Source organism: Brucella pecoris (assembly GCF_006376675.1).
Lineage (GTDB): Bacteria > Pseudomonadota > Alphaproteobacteria > Rhizobiales > Rhizobiaceae > Brucella > Brucella pecoris.
In genome coordinates this window covers 178,384-194,342 of sequence record NZ_VEWK01000004.1, presented here as the reverse complement: position 1 = coordinate 194,342, position 15,959 = coordinate 178,384, and the positions used below count along the sequence as shown (strand labels likewise).

The following is a 15,959-nucleotide window of genomic DNA, read 5'->3' as shown; positions in this document are numbered from 1 at the left end:
AGTGCAATGCTTAATGTATGGTTAATACCTGTAGTGTTCCGACTTGAACGGCCCCTGTGGAGTGACGCCGATATAGGCAGCCTGTTCCTCGGAAAGCACAGTCAGCTTGGCGCCGAGCTTGTCGAGATGCAGGCGCGCGACCTTCTCGTCGAGATGTTTCGGCAGCACATAGACTTCATTCTTGTAGGCGTCGGTACGGGTAAACAGCTCGATCTGCCCCAAAACCTGGTTGGTGAACGAAGCCGACATGACGAAGCTCGGATGGCCCGTCGCGTTGCCCAGATTGAGCAGGCGACCTTCAGAAAGCAGGATGATGCGCTTGCCGTCCGGGAACTCGATCAGATCGACCTGCGGCTTCACATTGGTCCACTTCAGGTTGCGAAGTGCTGCCACCTGAATTTCATTGTCGAAGTGACCGATATTGCCGACGATCGCCATATCCTTGAATTTGCGCATATGGTCGATGGTGATCACGTCCTTGTTGCCGGTCGTGGTCACGATGATATCGGCGGTGGAAGCGGCATCGTCGAGGGTCACGACCTCGAAACCGTCCATTGCAGCCTGAAGCGCGCAGATCGGATCGACTTCTGTCACCTTCACGCGGGCGCCTGCACCGGCGAGCGACTGGGCAGAGCCTTTGCCGACATCGCCGTAACCGCACACGACGGCAACCTTGCCTGCCATCATGACGTCGGTGCCGCGACGAATACCGTCGACGAGCGATTCCTTGCAGCCATATTTGTTGTCGAACTTCGACTTGGTGACGCTGTCATTGACGTTGATGGCGGGGAAGGGCAGGAGTCCCTTCTTCTGCAACTGGTAAAGACGGTTGACGCCCGTGGTGGTTTCTTCCGTCACGCCCTTGATGGCGTCGCGCTGGCGCGTGAAGAAGCCCGGCGTTGCGGCCATGCGCTTCTTGATTTGTGCGAACAGGACTTCCTCTTCTTCCGAACCGGGGTTCGACAGAACGTCCTCGCCCGCTTCGGCGCGTGCACCGATGAGGATATACATGGTGGCGTCACCACCATCGTCAAGGATCATGTTGGACGGTTCGCCGTCCGGCCACTGGAAGATCTTGTCGGTATAGGTCCAGTATTCTTCAAGCGTTTCGCCCTTGATGGCGAAAACCGGCGTGCCGGTTGCGGCAATCGCGGCGGCGGCATGATCCTGCGTCGAGAAAATGTTGCAGGAGGCCCAGCGGACTTGTGCGCCGAGCGCCTGCAGCGTTTCGATCAGAACGGCAGTCTGGATCGTCATATGCAGCGATCCGGAAATGCGCGCGCCCTTCAGCGGCTGCGATTTGCCGAATTCCTCGCGGGCAGCCATCAGGCCAGGCATTTCGGTTTCTGCGATATCGAGTTCCTTGCGGCCCCAATCGGCCAGGCTAAGATCCTTGACGACAAAATCTTGGCTTGCGGTCATCGCGTGCTCCAATCAAAGGCAGTTCAGGGGTGTTCCGGCTCGCCAAAGATGTAATCAGCGACCGGAATTGCATTCCAATGTGGAGCGGCTTTCCATGCGGGAAAAGCGCTCCGGCTGCCGCCTTGACTAGCAGATCGCAGCCAGAAGCACAACGCAATATAAAGAAATCTTTATACGTGCATATCAGGCAGGTTCGCGGGATATGGGCCAGATATGGGATTGACGACTGTCAAAGGAAGATCGATCTGCAATATTTCGAGCATACGGCGGAATTCGGCCACAGAATAGGTTTCACTTTCCGTCACAAGGGCAACCGTGCGACCGACGCCGCCCTTCGGTTGCGGAAGCGCAGCGATCACGTCGTCTGCCGGGTCGAAAAACTGCCATTCTGGACGTGCTGCTTCAAAAAATGATCTGAGCCACGGCAGGTGGGTGCTGGAAAGTGTCAGCGCGTCTGTGAGAGGGTGGCGCTCAGCAATATCATCACAAAATGCAGCGACCTTTTGCGCAGTCTCAAGCGGTTGCAGAAGAAAAGCTCCGTTTTCAACCAGTTCCACCATTGCCGACGCATTGATGAGAGCCACGTCTTCCGGACGATCCGTCTGGCTCCGAATAAAACGTGTAAGCTCTTCGCTCTCGATCATCGAGCGTACGCCCATAACGGCGATCTTTTGGCTGCGGCTTGCCGTAAGTGCAGCGCGAACCGGCGGCGCCACGCCATAAACCGGTATCGCGAAATCGTCCTTCAACGTGTCGAGGACCATGACGGAGGGCGCATTGGAAGCAAGCACGACCGTTTGAGCACCCAGGCTCGTCAGACAATGGATCGTGCGGCGCATGATGGAAAGCAACTGGTCACGACTTTTGGCGCCGTAGGGGAAATTGGCCCGATCAGCAAAATAGATGATGTCGCGTTGCGGCTGGCTGTGCCTGATCAGCTCAACCAGAGCGTAACTGCCGATGCCCGCATCGAAAACGGCCACCGGATCGTTGAGATCAGCCACGGTGGTCTTATTGTTCAGCATTCTTCGCCGAATTTGTCTGCGATGAGCGTCTGGAGTGCATCAAGTACCGCGCCCGCCTGTTCACCCGAAGCGCTGACGTCGATGCAGCAACCCGGCGATGCAGCGAGCATCATCAGGCCCATGATCGACGTGCCGCCAACAGTCATGCCGTCCTTGCTGACACGGACATGCGCATTGTAACCATCAACCAGTTGCACGAACTTCGCCGAAGCGCGGGCGTGAAGTCCGCGCTTGTTGACGATCTCGAAGGATCGGGAAACTGCGGTTTCGGGTTCGTATTCACCGGTGACGGGCACGCTGGAGTACATGAATTACTTTCCTGTCAGGACCTGGCTCGCAACATTGATATATTTGCGCCCCGCATCCTGCGCCTCACGCAGGGCTGTCTTGATGTCGCCCCCGATGCGGACGCTAGACAGCTTGATAAGCATCGGCAGATTGACACCTGCGATGACTTCGACCTTGCCTTCCTTCATGACGGAGATGGCGAGATTGGACGGCGTACCGCCGAACATATCGGTCAGAATGATGACCCCGCTGCCATTATCGGCGCGCTCCACCGCATCAACGATATCCCGCCGACGCTGTTCCATATCGTCTTCGGCACCGATGCAAACGGTCTCGAAATTGTCTTGCGGCCCGACTACATGCTCAACAGCATGCAAAAACTCTTCGGCCAATCTTCCGTGCGTGACAAGCACGAGTCCGATCATACTATAAAAGCTCCCGTCGCGTGCCCGCCGCATCACCCCGCCAGAGTGTCAGATGGCACTGAAACCACGCCGAAAAAGCACCGGCGAGTTGTGCATCTTGGCAGCGCAAATCTTGATAGCAAGTGAAAAATTCCCACGCTGCCATGAAAAAAGCAAAATGCCGCAGTGCTGCGAGAAGTTAATCGATTCGTAACGAAGCTCGTTTCAGCCTTCGTTCGAGGACCATCTATCATAGAACAAAGTGGCCTCAATCGCCCGCGAAAGCGCGTTGGAATCGCCATTCGAAGACAAAGCCGGCAAAAGAAGCCGGGGGAGTGAAACACCCTCGAAATCCCATGTTTCGCCGCTCGGATAGCGTTCAGCCTCATCACGATCCACAAGCCGGACGACGAGATAGAGTGGCGTCGCCGCAGCAAAAGCCACCTTGAAAAGCCCGGCGCCGCGAATCTCCACGCCGCCTGCAAGAACTGCCGGAACACTGGCGATCAGCGTGCCGCTTTTCACATGAAGCAATGTGCGGTCGTCCGCGACCAGCGAAGCAGCTTCGCCGCGAAGAAGGGCCCTTTCCACAAGTGTCAACGCAAGTTCGGTCTTGCCCGCGCCCGAACGCCCCATGATCATGACACCGCGACCGCGAACCTGAAGCGTCGTTGCGTGAAGTCCGCTTTTTTCCTCTTCAGGTGTCATGCGCTTGCAGGTAGGTCGACGATGAACCGTGCGCCCTTGAACTGATTGGGCCTTACCGGATCGACGATGTTTTCGGCAGTCAGCGTGCCACCGTGAGCCTCGATGATCTGGCGGCTGATCGAAAGGCCGAGGCCGGAATTCTGACCGAAAGCCTCCGAAGCCGGACGATCCGTATAGAAGCGTTCGAAGATACGTTCGATATTCTCGATCGGAATGCCCGGACCGTTGTCCTCGACAAGCACACGCAACCGGCTGCCTTCACCACTCAGCGTCACGACGATGCGCCCGGTATCATCGGGCACAAAAGAACGTGCATTTTCAATCAGATTGCTCACCACCTGACCAAGACGCAGATCGTGACCGGCGACAAAGAAACCCTTCTTTCCAGCAGGCAGTTTGCCGGTATTGAAGACGATTTCCGTCCCGACCTTATTGCGGCGCACTTCACGCGCTGCCATCACGAGACTGGTCAGAAGCGTCTTCATGTCAACGCGATCGATATATTCGCGCGCAAGTTCTGCATCAAGGCGCGAAGCGTCGGAAATATCGGTGATGAGGCGGTCAAGACGACGAACGTCATGCTGAATGACGTCGAGAAGACGTTTGCGCGATTCTTCGCTCTTGGCGAGCGGCAGCGTTTCGACCGCACTGCGCAGCGAGGTGAGGGGGTTTTTCAACTCGTGACTGACATCGGCGGCAAAGCTCTCGATGGCCTCGATGCGGGTATAGAGCGAATCGGTCATCTCGCGGATCGACGTGGAAAGGTGGCCGACTTCATCCTGACGTTCGGAAAAGTCGGGGATTTCCACACGGCTTTTCACACCATGGCGAACACGGTCTGCGGCGGCGGAAAGCTTGCGCAACGGACTTGCAATCGTCGATGCGAGGAAAAGCGACAGGATGACCATGACCAGCGACACGACGCCGAACACGCGGAAGACCGCCATGCGTTCGGCTTGCACGATCTTGTCGATGTCATCGCCTTCGGTCGATAGCAGAAGCACACCCAATATTGCGCGGGAACGCTGGATCGGGACGGCCACCGAGACAACCAGTTCGCCCTTTTCATTGCGCCGCTGCGCCGTTTGCGGTGAACCGGCCAGCGCCTTGACGATTTCCGGATAGGCGAGGCCGTTGCCGCCCGGCTGTTCCTGATAGACCGGCAGCCCTCCACCGTAGAACAGGCGCGAGATCCATGTTCCCGCCCGCTCCCAGAGCGTTGGGGTCTCTTCCTCGATGGGGGGCAGGTCGTAGCGAAGCACAGGCCCGGCCGAAGGAAAGCTTGGCGAATAGAGTGCGCGTGAATCGAGCAGCATATTGGCGTAGCGATCATAGATGCGCGCCCGCGTACTCGTCGGCGAAATCAACCGGCGCAGCAGCGGAGAAACCTTTTCCGGATTGATCGGAAACTCCCAATTGTCGGGCGAATCCGGTGAGGGCGTCAGACTTTGCCCTGCCTGCAGCTCCAGAAGCTTTTCCGGATCGATCATCAGTGAATTGGTGTCGATGGTCGCCGAAGCCGAGATGGCGCCCGCGATAATCTTGCCCTGGGTGAGCAGGCTTTCGATCTTCGCGTCGATCAGCCCCTCACGGAACTGATTCATGTAAAGAATGCCGGAAACAAGAACCGCCAGCGCCGCCAGATTGAGAAACAGGATACGGCGCGTCAGGCTCGAGAACAGATACTGGCCGAGAAACTTGCGCAGGGGCGCGAAGAAGCGACGCCAGAACACCGAGCGCTGCCGCCGGGCCCTGCGTTCGCGCAAATCCGATTTCTGGCCGACAAGGCCATCGTTCCGGGTTTCTGCGACCATCTCGCTTCTGTTTACTCACATTGGACCAATGCCGGGATATCGCACCCGGCATTGTAAATTTTACCGATCAGGCCTCGCGGAAGCGATAGCCGACGCCATAGAGCGTTTCGATCATTTCGAAATCGTCGTCAACCGCCTTGAACTTCTTGCGCAGGCGCTTGATATGGCTATCGATGGTACGGTCATCCACATAGACCTGCTCATCATAGGCCGCATCCATCAGGGCGTCACGGCTTTTCACGACGCCCGGACGCTGTGCCAGCGAATGAAGGATCAGGAATTCGGTGACGGTCAGCGTGACCGGTTCGCCCTTCCAGGTGCAGGTGTGGCGCTCCTGATCCATGACAAGCTGGCCGCGCTCAAGTGATTTTGCCTGCTGTCCGGTCGGCTTTGCCGTGCCATCGCGTGCAGCAACCCGGCGAAGAACCGCTTTGACGCGTTCGACCAGAAGACGCTGCGAGAACGGCTTGGTGATGAAATCGTCCGCGCCCATCTTGAGGCCGAAAAGCTCGTCGATTTCGTCGTCCTTGGAGGTGAGGAAGATGACGGGGAGGTCGGATTTCTGGCGCAGACGGCGCAGAAGTTCCATACCGTCCATGCGCGGCATCTTGATATCGAAGATCGCAAGATTGGGCGGGCGCGCCATCAGACCATCCAGCGCGGACGCGCCATCGGTGTAGGTTTCGACCCGATAGCCTTCCGATTCCAGCGCAATGGACACGGAGGTCAGGATGTTGCGGTCGTCGTCGACCAGCGCAATTGTCTGCGTTGCCGAGGCTTCCTTCATGCGAACCTTTCTCCTTCAACTAAGCCAACCGGAATCTCCGGCTGGTGACGTCGCTCAGCCGCCAAAAGGCAGGCAGGCTGTCAATCGAGCGCCTGATTACACATCGATACTATTATAATGTGCCTGCTTGTGCAGTACAAATTAGGTACAAAATGTGGCAAGGCTGGAAGAAGCCGTGAAACCGCGCGCACCGAATCGCGCTTTGGTTAATACCGGGCTTAGTGCCGCCCCTACCGTCTTTCCCCGAATCTCACAGCGCATAACACATAGATTAAACGATTTAAAAAAAATTCAAAAATTTTAAATCGATTAAATATTTGAATTGCCACGATTAATCTGTTTCTGACTGCCATCCCCTGTTTCGCGATCCATCTGGTGGGCGTGAAAAGAGACCGATTAATTGTCAAACCATATGGCGGAGACATCATGAGAGAGACCGGCATTCACAACACGGCCGCTTCCATTGCCACTTCAGGACTGAAGGAACTCTCCGCAGTCTTTTACAACCTCGGGCCAGCGCGCCTTTATGAGGAAACCGTCCGCCGGGGCGAAGCCGAACTGTCGGCGCAAGGTGCGCTTGTCGCACGCACCGGCCAGCATACGGGCCGCTCGCCGAAAGACAAATTCGTCGTGCGCGATGCAAACACCGAAGATCACGTCTGGTGGGACAACAATAAGCCGATGACGCCGGAAGCCTTCGAGCTTCTCTATGCCGATTTCATCGAACACGCGAAGGGCAAGGAGCTTTTTGTTCAGGATCTGATCGGCGGCGCCGATACCGACAACAAGATCAATGCCCGCATCATCACGGAATATGCATGGCATTCGCTGTTCATCCGCAATCTTTTGATCCGTCCGGAGCAGGAAGCGCTTGCTTCCTACGTGCCGGAAATGACGATCATCGACCTGCCGTCCTTCAAGGCCGATCCGGAACGCTATGGCGTGCGCACCGAAACGGTGATTGCGGTCGACCTGACCCGCAAGATCGTGCTGATCGGCGGCACCTCCTATGCCGGTGAAATGAAGAAGTCTGTCTTCACGGCGCTCAATTACCTCCTGCCTGCCAAGGGCGTGATGCCGATGCATTGCTCGGCCAATGAAGGCCCGAACGGCGACACCGCCGTCTTCTTCGGCCTGTCCGGCACCGGCAAGACCACGCTGTCCGCCGACCCGACCCGCACGTTGATCGGCGATGACGAACACGGTTGGGGCGAACACGGCATCTTCAACTTTGAAGGCGGCTGCTATGCCAAGACCATCCGTCTGTCCGCCGAAGCGGAACCGGAAATCTATGCGACCACGCAGCGTTTCGGCACGGTTCTGGAAAATGTCGTTCTCGACGAACACCGCCAGCCGGATTTCGACGACGGCTCACTGACCGAAAACACCCGTTGCGCCTATCCGCTCGACTTCATTCCCAACGCTTCGAAGACGGGCAAGGGCGGTCAGCCGAAGAACATCATCATGCTCACCGCCGATGCCTTCGGCGTGATGCCTCCGATTGCCAAGCTGACACCTGCACAGGCCATGTACCACTTCCTGTCCGGCTACACGGCCAAGGTCGCCGGTACCGAAAAGGGCGTAACGGAACCGGAAGCCACCTTCTCGACCTGCTTCGGCGCGCCGTTCATGCCGCGCCACCCTTCGGAATACGGCAATCTTCTGCGCAAGCTGATCGCCGAGCACAAAGTCGATTGCTGGCTAGTCAATACCGGCTGGACCGGCGGCGCTTACGGCGTTGGCAAGCGTATGCCGATCAAGGCAACCCGCGCTCTGCTCGCAGCCGCACTCGACGGCTCGCTGAACGAAGCCGAATTCCGCATCGATCCGAATTTCGGCTTCGCGGTACCGGTCGAAGTACCGGGCGTGGATACGTCCATTCTCGATCCGCGCTCGACCTGGGCCGACAAGGCTGCCTATGACGCACAGGCCAAGAAGCTGGTCGATATGTTCGTCACGAACTTCGAGAAGTTCGAAAGCCATGTCGATCACGAGGTCAAGGACGCGGCTCCGGCGATCCGTATCGCTGCGGAATAATTTGCTTTTACGCAATACTGAGGAGGAGAGAGCCCGGCCCCTGTGCCGGGTTTTCTTTTGGGCCAGGTTTTCTTTTTGACCTTTGTCACCGGAATTTCGTCTTCTGCCAAATCAGTGTATGCCTTCCGGCATGGAAGAGAACCGGAACATCATCCGCATCACCAATCGCCTGACGATCCATGAAGACGATCTGGAGGAGAGCTTTATCCGTGCCTCCGGGCCGGGTGGTCAGAACGTCAACAAGGTTTCCACTGCCGTACAGCTACGCTTTCATGCCGTGAGCGCTGGCCTGCCGGAAGATATTCTCAACCGGCTGTTCAAGCTCGCTGGACAGAAAGGCACCAAGGACGGCGATATTCTGATCGAGGCCAATCGTTTCCGCACCCAGGAGCGCAACCGCGAGGACGCGCGCGAACGGCTGATCGCGCTGATCGCCAAGGCTGCCGAACCACCACCGCCGCCTCGCAGGAAGACAAAGCCTACGAAAGGCTCCGTCGAACGCCGTCTCAAGGCCAAGTCCGGACGATCCGACATCAAGAAGGGCCGCGGCAAGGTTTCTTACGATTAAAGGGAACCACGGGGCGGAAACACTCCGCCATCAACATCCGGCAGATAGATTTCCGCCGCCATGAAGGTGACGGCCTTGCCCGCAAGCAGGACGCGGTCGTCCTTTAGTTCGCAAAGAAGATGTCCGCCACGTGCCGACACCTGCTGTGCATGCAGCCGGTTCCTTCCCAGTTTCCGGCTCCAATAGGGTACGAGCGTAGCATGAATCGACCCGGTGACGGGATCTTCGGGAATGCCCGCGCCCGGTACGAAATAGCGCGAGACAAAATCATGCGACACGCCCTTTGCCGTAACAACCAGACCGACGGGTCCCAGTTTCGCGATCTGTGGCAGGTCAGGGACGAAAACGCGTACGGACGCCTCGTCTGCAAGCTCAACGAAGATGTTTTCAAAATTGCAGAAGAACCGGCCCTTGTCCGATCTGTCAAAAAGCGGAGCGATGGAGGTCGGCAGTTCCGCCAATGGCTGCGGCGGAAAACACGGAATGTCGAGGACATAACCGCTGCTTGAGCGGGAAACCCGGATCGGGCCGACGCGGGTTTCAAAATCCATATCCCCTTCAACATCATAATGTGCGGCAAGGACATGCGCCGTCGCCAGCGTGGCATGGCCGCAGAAATCGACTTCCGTCGTTGGGGTGAACCAGCGCAGACGCCAGCCATCCCCATCGCGGCAGGCAAATGCCGTTTCCGCCAGATTGTTCTCGCCGGCGATTGCTTGCATCAGATGGTCGGACAGCCACGCGTCGAGAATGAGAACGGCGGCCGGATTGCCACCAAACAGGCGGTCGGTGAAGGCATCTACTTGATACATGCGCAACGTTTGCGGCATTGTCGTTACTATATCTTCCGCATTTATATTTTTCTGAGCGCCACTTCCTCGATCAGATGATCGCTGCCCTTGCGCAGGATCAGATCGGCGCGCGGACGCGTCGGCAAAATATTATCCTTGAGGTTCTTCAGGTTGATATTGTTCCAAAGCCCTTCGCCAATCGAACGCGCCGCATCTTCCGAAAGCTGCGAATAGCGATGGAAGAAGGATTCCGGATTGACGAAGGCGGTTTCCCGCAATCGCATGAACCGGTCGATATACCATTTGTGGATCAGCTTCGTTTCCGCATCGATATAGATCGAGAAGTCGAAGAAGTCGGAAACGAAGGGCACCATCTTGCCGTCTTCCGGCAGATCGCGCACCTGCAGCACATTGATGCCTTCGAAAATCAGAATATCCGGTTTGTCAACGATCTGGTATTCACCGGGCAGTACATCGTAGCTCAGATGCGAATAGAGCGGCGCACGCACCTGGCTCATGCCAGCCTTGATCGCCGACAGAAAGCGTAAGACCGCGCCGACATCATAGCTTTCAGGAAACCCCTTGCGCTCCATCATGTTCTGCTCGCGCAGGACAGCATTGGGGTAGAGAAAACCATCCGTTGTCACCAGATCGACCTTCGGGCTCGACGGCCAGCGTGCGAGAAGCTCTTTCAGGATACGCGCAGTCGTGGACTTTCCAACGGCAACCGAACCGGCAATGCCGATGATGAAAGGCGTCTTGAACGATTCCTCCATGTTGAGGAACTGCTTGCGCTGCTCAAACAGAAGCTGGCTCGCCTCCACATGCGCATAGAGCAGGCGAGACAGCGAGAGATAGATGCGCCGTACTTCGTCGAGATCGATGGGATCGCCCAGCGAGCGCAGCCGCTTGACCTCGTCATAGGTCAAGGTGAGCGGCGTGTCGGCGCGAAAGCCAGCCCATTCCTCAGCAGTGAAGAAGCGGTATGGCGAATAGCGCGACGGGGTGAGCTGATCGACTTTTTCCCACATGAATGTCTGCCCCTCAGGTCGTTGTCTGAGCATGATCTTATCCAGAAACCGGTTCCCGCTTTTCGGAATCATGCTTTTGGACGGCTGGCCTTTTCCGCCAGACCAGTCTGCGCCGTGCGATGCTGCAATTCCTGCAGAACCTCATCGAGCGGCACATCTGCAATCTTGAGGACCACCAGCAGATGATAAAGCAGATCAGCGCTTTCGGTGACCACGTCTGCACGGTTGCCTTCAACGGCAGCAATGACCGTTTCCACGGCTTCTTCACCGAGCTTTTTGGCGGCTCGTGTCTGTCCCTTGGCAACGAGGCTTGCAGTATAGGACGATCCATCCGTCGAATTTGCACGCTCCGCGACGATGCGTTCAAGGTCGGAAAGGGTGAACTCAGTCATCGGATTTCCTTCAGATTTTATACTCAACGGACTGGGTCGAGCCGCATCGGGATGCCAGCTTCGGCCATATAGCGCTTGGCTTCGCCAATTGTATAAGTGCCGAAGTGGAAGATGGATGCCGCGAGAACTGCCGTCGCATGGCCGTCGCGAATGCCTGCCACCATGTGATCGAGATTGCCGACACCGCCCGAAGCAATCACCGGAACGCGCACACTGTCGGCAACGGCACGCGTCAATGCCACGTCGTAACCGGCCTTGGTGCCGTCGCGATCCATCGAGGTCAGCAGGATTTCACCGGCGCCGAGGCTCACTACCTTCTGCGCGAATTCCACCGCATCGATGCCGGTCGTCTGGCGGCCGCCATGCGTAAAAATTTCCCAGCGATCGGCTTCACCAACGCCTGAAACCTTCTTCGCGTCGATGGCAACGACGATGCACTGATTGCCGAACTTGTCGGCAGCTTCGGCAACAAATTCCGGGTTCTTCACCGCAGCCGTATTGATCGAAACCTTGTCGGCACCGGCCAGAAGCAGCTTGCGAATGTCAGCCACCTGACGCACACCGCCGCCAACGGTCAGCGGCATGAAGCACTGTTCTGCCGTCCGCGCGACCACATCGAAAATTGTCTCGCGATTGTCCGAAGACGCCGTGATGTCGAGGAAGCACAATTCGTCTGCGCCCGCCGCATCATAAGCGCGGGCAGCTTCCACCGGATCACCGGCATCGATCAGATCGACAAAGTTCACGCCTTTGACGACGCGCCCGTCTTTGACATCGAGGCAAGGAATTACACGTGCTTTGAGTGTCATGCTGAAGCCCTCAGAACCGCTAGTGCTTCTGCCGGATCAATGCGGCCATCATAAAGCGCGCGACCGGAAATCGCGCCTTCCAGCTTGCGGGCATCAGGTGCGGCAAGACGTTTAATGTCATCCATCGAAGCGAGGCCGCCCGATGCGATCACCGGGATGGAAACGCTGTCTGCGAGACCGAGCGTCGAATCCCAGTTGATGCCAGCCAGAACGCCATCGCGGTCGATGTCAGTATAGATGATGGCGGCAACGCCTACGCCTTCAAACTTTTTCGCCAGTTCCACCACGCCGAGTTCAGAAGCTTCCGCCCAGCCTTCAACGGCGACATAGCCGCCCTTGGCATCGATACCGACGGCAACCTGACCCGGAAACGCCTTGCAGGCTTCGATCACCAGTGCGGGATCGCGCACGGCGACCGTGCCGAGAATGACGCGGCGCAGCCCCTTGGAAAGCCAGCTCTCGATATGCTGGAGCGTGCGGATACCGCCGCCGAGCTGCACCGGATTTTGGGTGGCTTTCAGGATCGCTTCCACAGCCTTGCCATTGACGCTTTCGCCCGCAAAGGCGCCGTTGAGATCGACCACATGCAGCCATTCAAAGCCCTGATCCTCGAAGGCCCTGGCCTGTGCTGCCGGGTCTTCATTATAGACGGTAGCCTGATCCATGTCGCCAAGCTTCAGGCGCACGCATTGACCGTCTTTCAAATCGATGGCGGGGAAAAGGATCATATCTTCAAGGCTTCCATTTCAGGAAATTGGCAATGAGCGAAAGGCCGAGAAGCTGGCTCTTTTCAGGGTGGAACTGGGTTCCCACCATATTGTCGCGACCGACAGTTGCGGTGACATCGCCGCCATAATCGGTCACGGCCAGCACTTCCGCCTTGTTCTTCGCATCGAACATATAGGAATGCACGAAATAGGCGTGCAATCCGTTCTCGCCGGTCTCGATACCGTCGAAGACCGGGTGAGAATGTTTCACGTGAATCCTGTTCCAGCCGATCTGCGGAATCTTGAGCATCGGGTCGGACGGCGTCATCTCACGCACATCGCCTGCGATCCATCCAAGGCCTTCAGTGACTTCCTTTTCAAGGCCGCGCTCGGACATGAGCTGCATGCCCACGCAGATGCCAAGGAAGGGATGCGCTTTTTTCAGAACCACATCTTCCAGCGCTTCCACCATACCCGGAACGGCATGGAGGCCGCGACGGCAATCGGCGTAAGCGCCAACACCCGGAAGCACGATACGGTCAGCCGTCGCCACGCGGTCGGCATCCGCCGTCAGTTCGATTTCTGCGGCGATATCGCTCTCATGTGCAGCGCGCTCAAAAGCCTTGGTGGCTGAGCGCAGATTGCCGGAGCCATAATCGATGATTGCAACACGCATTTTCAGTTTTCTCCGCGATGACCGACGAATCCAATCGTCGAGCCAAATGAGGAATAGGTGGGACGAGGGGCCTGCTGTGCCCATTCGGGCGCTGGCTTATCCGCGAGAGACGTTGCTGGCTGAGCCGCATCTTGGAGGCCGTAGAAATAGCGGATTTCTGCTTCTTCCTGATCGGATGCATCGATGACCGCTTTTTCAACAAAGCCTTGCCGCCTGAGCTTGGCGATTTTCCAGTTGACGCCTTCCAGCGCCACAAACAGCGATACGAGCAAGGTCAGCAGCGAAACCGCATCAGCTATGCCGAAGTACGCCCCTGCAAATCCGAGCAGGGTTGTGATGCCCAGAACGGCAAAAGCTTCAAACCACAGACGCTGGGTCAGAAGCCAGACGAAGGGAAGGACCAGCGCCAGCACATGGAATCCGTCGCGCACGAACACAGCCTTTTCAGCATCTTTACTGTCGTTCGGTTCCAGCACGACATATTGCGCCATGACCTGTCCTTTCGCTCGGGACCTATCCCTTTAACGAACCCTTTGTGGAGGGGATCGCATCCTTCTGGCGTGGATCGGTTTCAAGCGCCGTGCGCAGAACCCTGGCCACGGCCTTGAAGATCGACTCTGCAATATGGTGATTGTTGGCACCATAATGATTGTTGATATGAAGCGTGATACCCGCATTCATTGCGAACGCCTGGAAGAATTCGCGCACCAGCTCGGTATCGAACGTGCCGATCTTGGACGTCGTGAATTTCACGTTCCAGACCAGAAAGGCGCGCCCCGATACATCGACGGCAGCGCCGGTCAGCGTATCGTCCATGGCAAGATCCATCGAGGCATAGCGCACGATGCCGCGGCGCTCGCCAAGCGCCTTGGCAATGGCCTGTCCAAGCGCGATGCCCGTATCCTCAACCGTGTGGTGATCGTCGATATGCAGGTCGCCCTTGGCCATCACACGCATATCGATGAGCGAATGTCGGGAAAGCTGCTCCAGCATGTGATCGAAGAAGCCGACACCGGTGGTGATGTCGAACTTGCCAACACCGTCCAGATCGACGGAAACGGCAATGCTCGTTTCCTTGGTCGAGCGCTCGATGCTTGCCTTGCGGGTGCTTTCTGCAGTCATAAGCTTTCCTCATTCAATAGCTTGGAGGCGTTCTAGAACAGCTTGCTCCCTTTGCCAATTCCTTTTGCCGGTTTGGCAAGCTGCAAATCGGCATTTGCAATTCGTCCGTACGTTCTTAAATATTCTCAGCGAAGCACGATTCATCCGCCGATGGCTGGCCGAACCTGTTTCCCCATCAGATGAAGGGGCATCTGCAATTGCCTTCCGGGATTGCATGTGCCGCCAAAGGAGCATCCATGATCGAACATCATCCCACGACAATTTACGGCACGACCATCGTTACCGTGCGCAAGGACGGCAAGGTCGTCATTGCCGGCGACGGACAGGTTTCGCTCGGCAACACCGTCATGAAGGGCAATGCGCGAAAGGTTCGCCGCATCGGCAAGGGCAATGTGATTGCCGGTTTTGCCGGAGCCACCGCCGACGCCTTCACCCTTCTGGAACGCCTCGAAGCGAAGCTCGAACAATATCCAGACCAGCTCATGCGGGCTTCGGTCGAACTTGCCAAGGACTGGCGCACCGACCGCTATCTGCGCAAGCTGGAAGCCATGATGCTGGTCGCTGACAGCAAGGTGACGCTGGCGCTGACCGGCACCGGCGACGTACTTGAACCCGAACATGGCGTGATGGCCATCGGTTCGGGCGGCAATTATGCGCTGGCCGCCGCCCGCGCGCTGGTCGATACGGACAGATCGGCCGAGGAAATCGCCCGCAAGGCGATGGATATCGCCGCCGATATCTGCATCTACACCAACCACAACATCATCGTGGAAAGCCTGGACGCAGAATGAGCTCGCTGGCGCAGGCCTCTAAACCGAGTGCGCAACGCTGGGGCATGGGCGCCCTGATCGTTCTCGCCATAGTCGCGGTACAAGCCTTCTGGCTCTATCTCGACGGGCGGATTGCCATGTGCGAATGCGGGACCATAAAATTATGGTCGGGTTCGCTGAAATCGGAGAACTCCCAGCATATATCCGACTGGTATACGCTGTCGCATATCATCCATGGCTTTCTGTTCTACTGGCTGTTCACGGTCATCGCACCCAAAGCCCCGCTCGGTCTGAGGCTTGCAGCGGCGGTCGGCATCGAAGCGGTATGGGAACTGGTCGAGAATTCGAATTTCATCATCGAACGCTATCGCGCCAATACGTCCTCGGTGGACTATTTCGGCGACAGCATCGTGAATTCGGTTTCCGATACGCTCGCTGCCGCACTTGGCTTTCTGATCGCCGCCAAACTGCCAGCAAAGATAACCGTCGCCATCGCGCTGTTCATGGAAGTTCTGGCGCTGATCGTTATTCGCGACAACCTTACGCTCAACGTGATCATGCTGCTGCATCCGTTCGAGTTCATCAAGCAGTGGCAAAGTGGGTTATAA

At 57.2% G+C, this 15,959-nt stretch carries 19 protein-coding genes; 4 read left to right on the top strand and 15 right to left on the bottom strand.

Features of this window, described 5'->3' with window-relative positions:
- Positions 1-21 precede the first annotated feature (21 nt).
- From ahcY to FIB18_RS09875, 7 genes are all read right to left on the bottom strand, one after another.
- A complete protein-coding gene (gene ahcY, locus FIB18_RS09905; RefSeq protein ID WP_140020553.1) occupies positions 22-1,422 on the bottom strand; it encodes an adenosylhomocysteinase in 1,401 nt (466 codons plus the stop codon).
- 170 nt (positions 1,423-1,592) lie between these two features.
- The gene (locus FIB18_RS09900; RefSeq protein ID WP_140020552.1) at positions 1,593-2,447 is read right to left on the bottom strand and encodes a glutamate racemase; all 855 of its coding nucleotides are present in this window, start codon (positions 2,445-2,447) and stop codon (positions 1,593-1,595) included.
- The gene (locus tag FIB18_RS09895) at positions 2,441-2,755 is read right to left on the bottom strand and encodes an HPr family phosphocarrier protein (protein WP_140020551.1); all 315 of its coding nucleotides are present in this window, start codon (positions 2,753-2,755) and stop codon (positions 2,441-2,443) included. The genes FIB18_RS09900 and FIB18_RS09895 overlap by 7 nt, the downstream gene beginning before the upstream one ends.
- A gap of 3 nt (positions 2,756-2,758) precedes the next feature.
- A complete protein-coding gene (locus FIB18_RS09890; protein WP_006472522.1) occupies positions 2,759-3,160 on the bottom strand; it encodes a PTS sugar transporter subunit IIA in 402 nt (133 codons plus the stop codon).
- 204 nt (positions 3,161-3,364) lie between these two features.
- On the bottom strand, positions 3,365-3,847 hold the full coding sequence (locus FIB18_RS09885; RefSeq protein ID WP_140020550.1) for an HPr kinase/phosphorylase: 483 nt from the start codon (positions 3,845-3,847) through the stop codon (positions 3,365-3,367).
- Entirely contained in the window at positions 3,844-5,661 is a 1,818-nt protein-coding gene (locus FIB18_RS09880; RefSeq protein ID WP_140020549.1) for a stimulus-sensing domain-containing protein, read from the bottom strand. The genes FIB18_RS09885 and FIB18_RS09880 overlap by 4 nt, the downstream gene beginning before the upstream one ends.
- A gap of 67 nt (positions 5,662-5,728) precedes the next feature.
- The gene (locus tag FIB18_RS09875; protein WP_006468074.1) at positions 5,729-6,448 is read right to left on the bottom strand and encodes a response regulator transcription factor; all 720 of its coding nucleotides are present in this window, start codon (positions 6,446-6,448) and stop codon (positions 5,729-5,731) included.
- Positions 6,449-6,874: 426 nt separating this feature from the next.
- Between FIB18_RS09875 and FIB18_RS09870 the strand changes: the two genes are divergently transcribed.
- Positions 6,875-8,485, top strand: coding sequence for a phosphoenolpyruvate carboxykinase (locus FIB18_RS09870; RefSeq protein ID WP_140020548.1), 1,611 nt, complete (start codon positions 6,875-6,877; stop codon positions 8,483-8,485).
- 118 nt (positions 8,486-8,603) lie between these two features.
- Positions 8,604-9,053: an alternative ribosome rescue aminoacyl-tRNA hydrolase ArfB gene (gene arfB / locus FIB18_RS09865; protein WP_174977409.1), complete on the top strand. Its 450-nt coding sequence runs from the start codon at positions 8,604-8,606 to the stop codon at positions 9,051-9,053.
- Here the strand turns inward: arfB and FIB18_RS09860 are convergent.
- From FIB18_RS09860 to hisB, 8 genes are all read right to left on the bottom strand, one after another.
- Entirely contained in the window at positions 9,050-9,865 is an 816-nt protein-coding gene (locus tag FIB18_RS09860; RefSeq protein ID WP_235894866.1) for a PhzF family phenazine biosynthesis protein, read from the bottom strand. The two genes, arfB and FIB18_RS09860, sit on opposite strands and share 4 nt — an antisense overlap.
- A gap of 41 nt (positions 9,866-9,906) precedes the next feature.
- Positions 9,907-10,875 carry a type I pantothenate kinase gene (gene coaA, locus FIB18_RS09855; RefSeq protein ID WP_140020763.1) on the bottom strand — a complete coding sequence of 323 codons (969 nt, stop codon included), beginning with the start codon at positions 10,873-10,875 and terminating at the stop codon, positions 9,907-9,909.
- 68 nt (positions 10,876-10,943) lie between these two features.
- Positions 10,944-11,267, bottom strand: coding sequence for a phosphoribosyl-ATP diphosphatase (locus FIB18_RS09850; RefSeq protein WP_140020545.1), 324 nt, complete (start codon positions 11,265-11,267; stop codon positions 10,944-10,946).
- Positions 11,268-11,290: 23 nt separating this feature from the next.
- Positions 11,291-12,076 (bottom strand): imidazole glycerol phosphate synthase subunit HisF, encoded by a 786-nt coding sequence (gene hisF / locus FIB18_RS09845; RefSeq protein ID WP_140020544.1) that lies wholly within the window; start codon positions 12,074-12,076, stop codon positions 11,291-11,293.
- Complete coding sequence (gene hisA, locus FIB18_RS09840; protein ID WP_140020543.1) at positions 12,073-12,804, bottom strand: 1-(5-phosphoribosyl)-5-[(5-phosphoribosylamino)methylideneamino]imidazole-4-carboxamide isomerase; 732 nt, start codon at positions 12,802-12,804, stop codon at positions 12,073-12,075. Before hisA ends, hisF begins: the two co-directional genes overlap by 4 nt.
- A gap of 4 nt (positions 12,805-12,808) precedes the next feature.
- Positions 12,809-13,459, bottom strand: coding sequence for an imidazole glycerol phosphate synthase subunit HisH (gene hisH / locus FIB18_RS09835; RefSeq protein ID WP_140020542.1), 651 nt, complete (start codon positions 13,457-13,459; stop codon positions 12,809-12,811).
- A gap of 2 nt (positions 13,460-13,461) precedes the next feature.
- The gene (locus tag FIB18_RS09830) at positions 13,462-13,950 is read right to left on the bottom strand and encodes a DUF2628 domain-containing protein (protein ID WP_140020541.1); all 489 of its coding nucleotides are present in this window, start codon (positions 13,948-13,950) and stop codon (positions 13,462-13,464) included.
- 22 nt (positions 13,951-13,972) lie between these two features.
- A complete protein-coding gene (hisB, locus tag FIB18_RS09825; RefSeq protein ID WP_140020540.1) occupies positions 13,973-14,581 on the bottom strand; it encodes an imidazoleglycerol-phosphate dehydratase HisB in 609 nt (202 codons plus the stop codon).
- A gap of 236 nt (positions 14,582-14,817) precedes the next feature.
- On the opposite strand from hisB, the gene hslV reads away from it, so the two are divergent.
- Positions 14,818-15,372: an ATP-dependent protease subunit HslV gene (hslV, locus tag FIB18_RS09820; RefSeq protein ID WP_140020539.1), complete on the top strand. Its 555-nt coding sequence runs from the start codon at positions 14,818-14,820 to the stop codon at positions 15,370-15,372.
- Complete coding sequence (locus tag FIB18_RS09815; protein ID WP_140020538.1) at positions 15,369-15,959, top strand: DUF2585 domain-containing protein; 591 nt, start codon at positions 15,369-15,371, stop codon at positions 15,957-15,959. Before hslV ends, FIB18_RS09815 begins: the two co-directional genes overlap by 4 nt.

Coding starts and splice junctions, on each gene's coding strand:
- ahcY (WP_140020553.1), bottom strand. CDS start 1,422: ATGACCGCAAGCCAAGATTTTGTCGTCAAGGATCTTAGCCTGGCCGAT.
- FIB18_RS09900 (WP_140020552.1), bottom strand. CDS start 2,447: ATGCTGAACAATAAGACCACCGTGGCTGATCTCAACGATCCGGTGGCC.
- FIB18_RS09895 (WP_140020551.1), bottom strand. CDS start 2,755: ATGTACTCCAGCGTGCCCGTCACCGGTGAATACGAACCCGAAACCGCA.
- FIB18_RS09890 (WP_006472522.1), bottom strand. CDS start 3,160: ATGATCGGACTCGTGCTTGTCACGCACGGAAGATTGGCCGAAGAGTTT.
- FIB18_RS09885 (WP_140020550.1), bottom strand. CDS start 3,847: ATGACACCTGAAGAGGAAAAAAGCGGACTTCACGCAACGACGCTTCAG.
- FIB18_RS09880 (WP_140020549.1), bottom strand. CDS start 5,661: ATGGTCGCAGAAACCCGGAACGATGGCCTTGTCGGCCAGAAATCGGAT.
- FIB18_RS09875 (WP_006468074.1), bottom strand. CDS start 6,448: ATGAAGGAAGCCTCGGCAACGCAGACAATTGCGCTGGTCGACGACGAC.
- FIB18_RS09870 (WP_140020548.1), top strand. CDS start 6,875: ATGAGAGAGACCGGCATTCACAACACGGCCGCTTCCATTGCCACTTCA.
- arfB (WP_174977409.1), top strand. CDS start 8,604: ATGCCTTCCGGCATGGAAGAGAACCGGAACATCATCCGCATCACCAAT.
- FIB18_RS09860 (WP_235894866.1), bottom strand. CDS start 9,865: ATGTATCAAGTAGATGCCTTCACCGACCGCCTGTTTGGTGGCAATCCG.
- coaA (WP_140020763.1), bottom strand. CDS start 10,875: ATGTGGGAAAAAGTCGATCAGCTCACCCCGTCGCGCTATTCGCCATAC.
- FIB18_RS09850 (WP_140020545.1), bottom strand. CDS start 11,267: ATGACTGAGTTCACCCTTTCCGACCTTGAACGCATCGTCGCGGAGCGT.
- hisF (WP_140020544.1), bottom strand. CDS start 12,076: ATGACACTCAAAGCACGTGTAATTCCTTGCCTCGATGTCAAAGACGGG.
- hisA (WP_140020543.1), bottom strand. CDS start 12,804: ATGATCCTTTTCCCCGCCATCGATTTGAAAGACGGTCAATGCGTGCGC.
- hisH (WP_140020542.1), bottom strand. CDS start 13,459: ATGCGTGTTGCAATCATCGATTATGGCTCCGGCAATCTGCGCTCAGCC.
- FIB18_RS09830 (WP_140020541.1), bottom strand. CDS start 13,950: ATGGCGCAATATGTCGTGCTGGAACCGAACGACAGTAAAGATGCTGAA.
- hisB (WP_140020540.1), bottom strand. CDS start 14,581: ATGACTGCAGAAAGCACCCGCAAGGCAAGCATCGAGCGCTCGACCAAG.
- hslV (WP_140020539.1), top strand. CDS start 14,818: ATGATCGAACATCATCCCACGACAATTTACGGCACGACCATCGTTACC.
- FIB18_RS09815 (WP_140020538.1), top strand. CDS start 15,369: ATGAGCTCGCTGGCGCAGGCCTCTAAACCGAGTGCGCAACGCTGGGGC.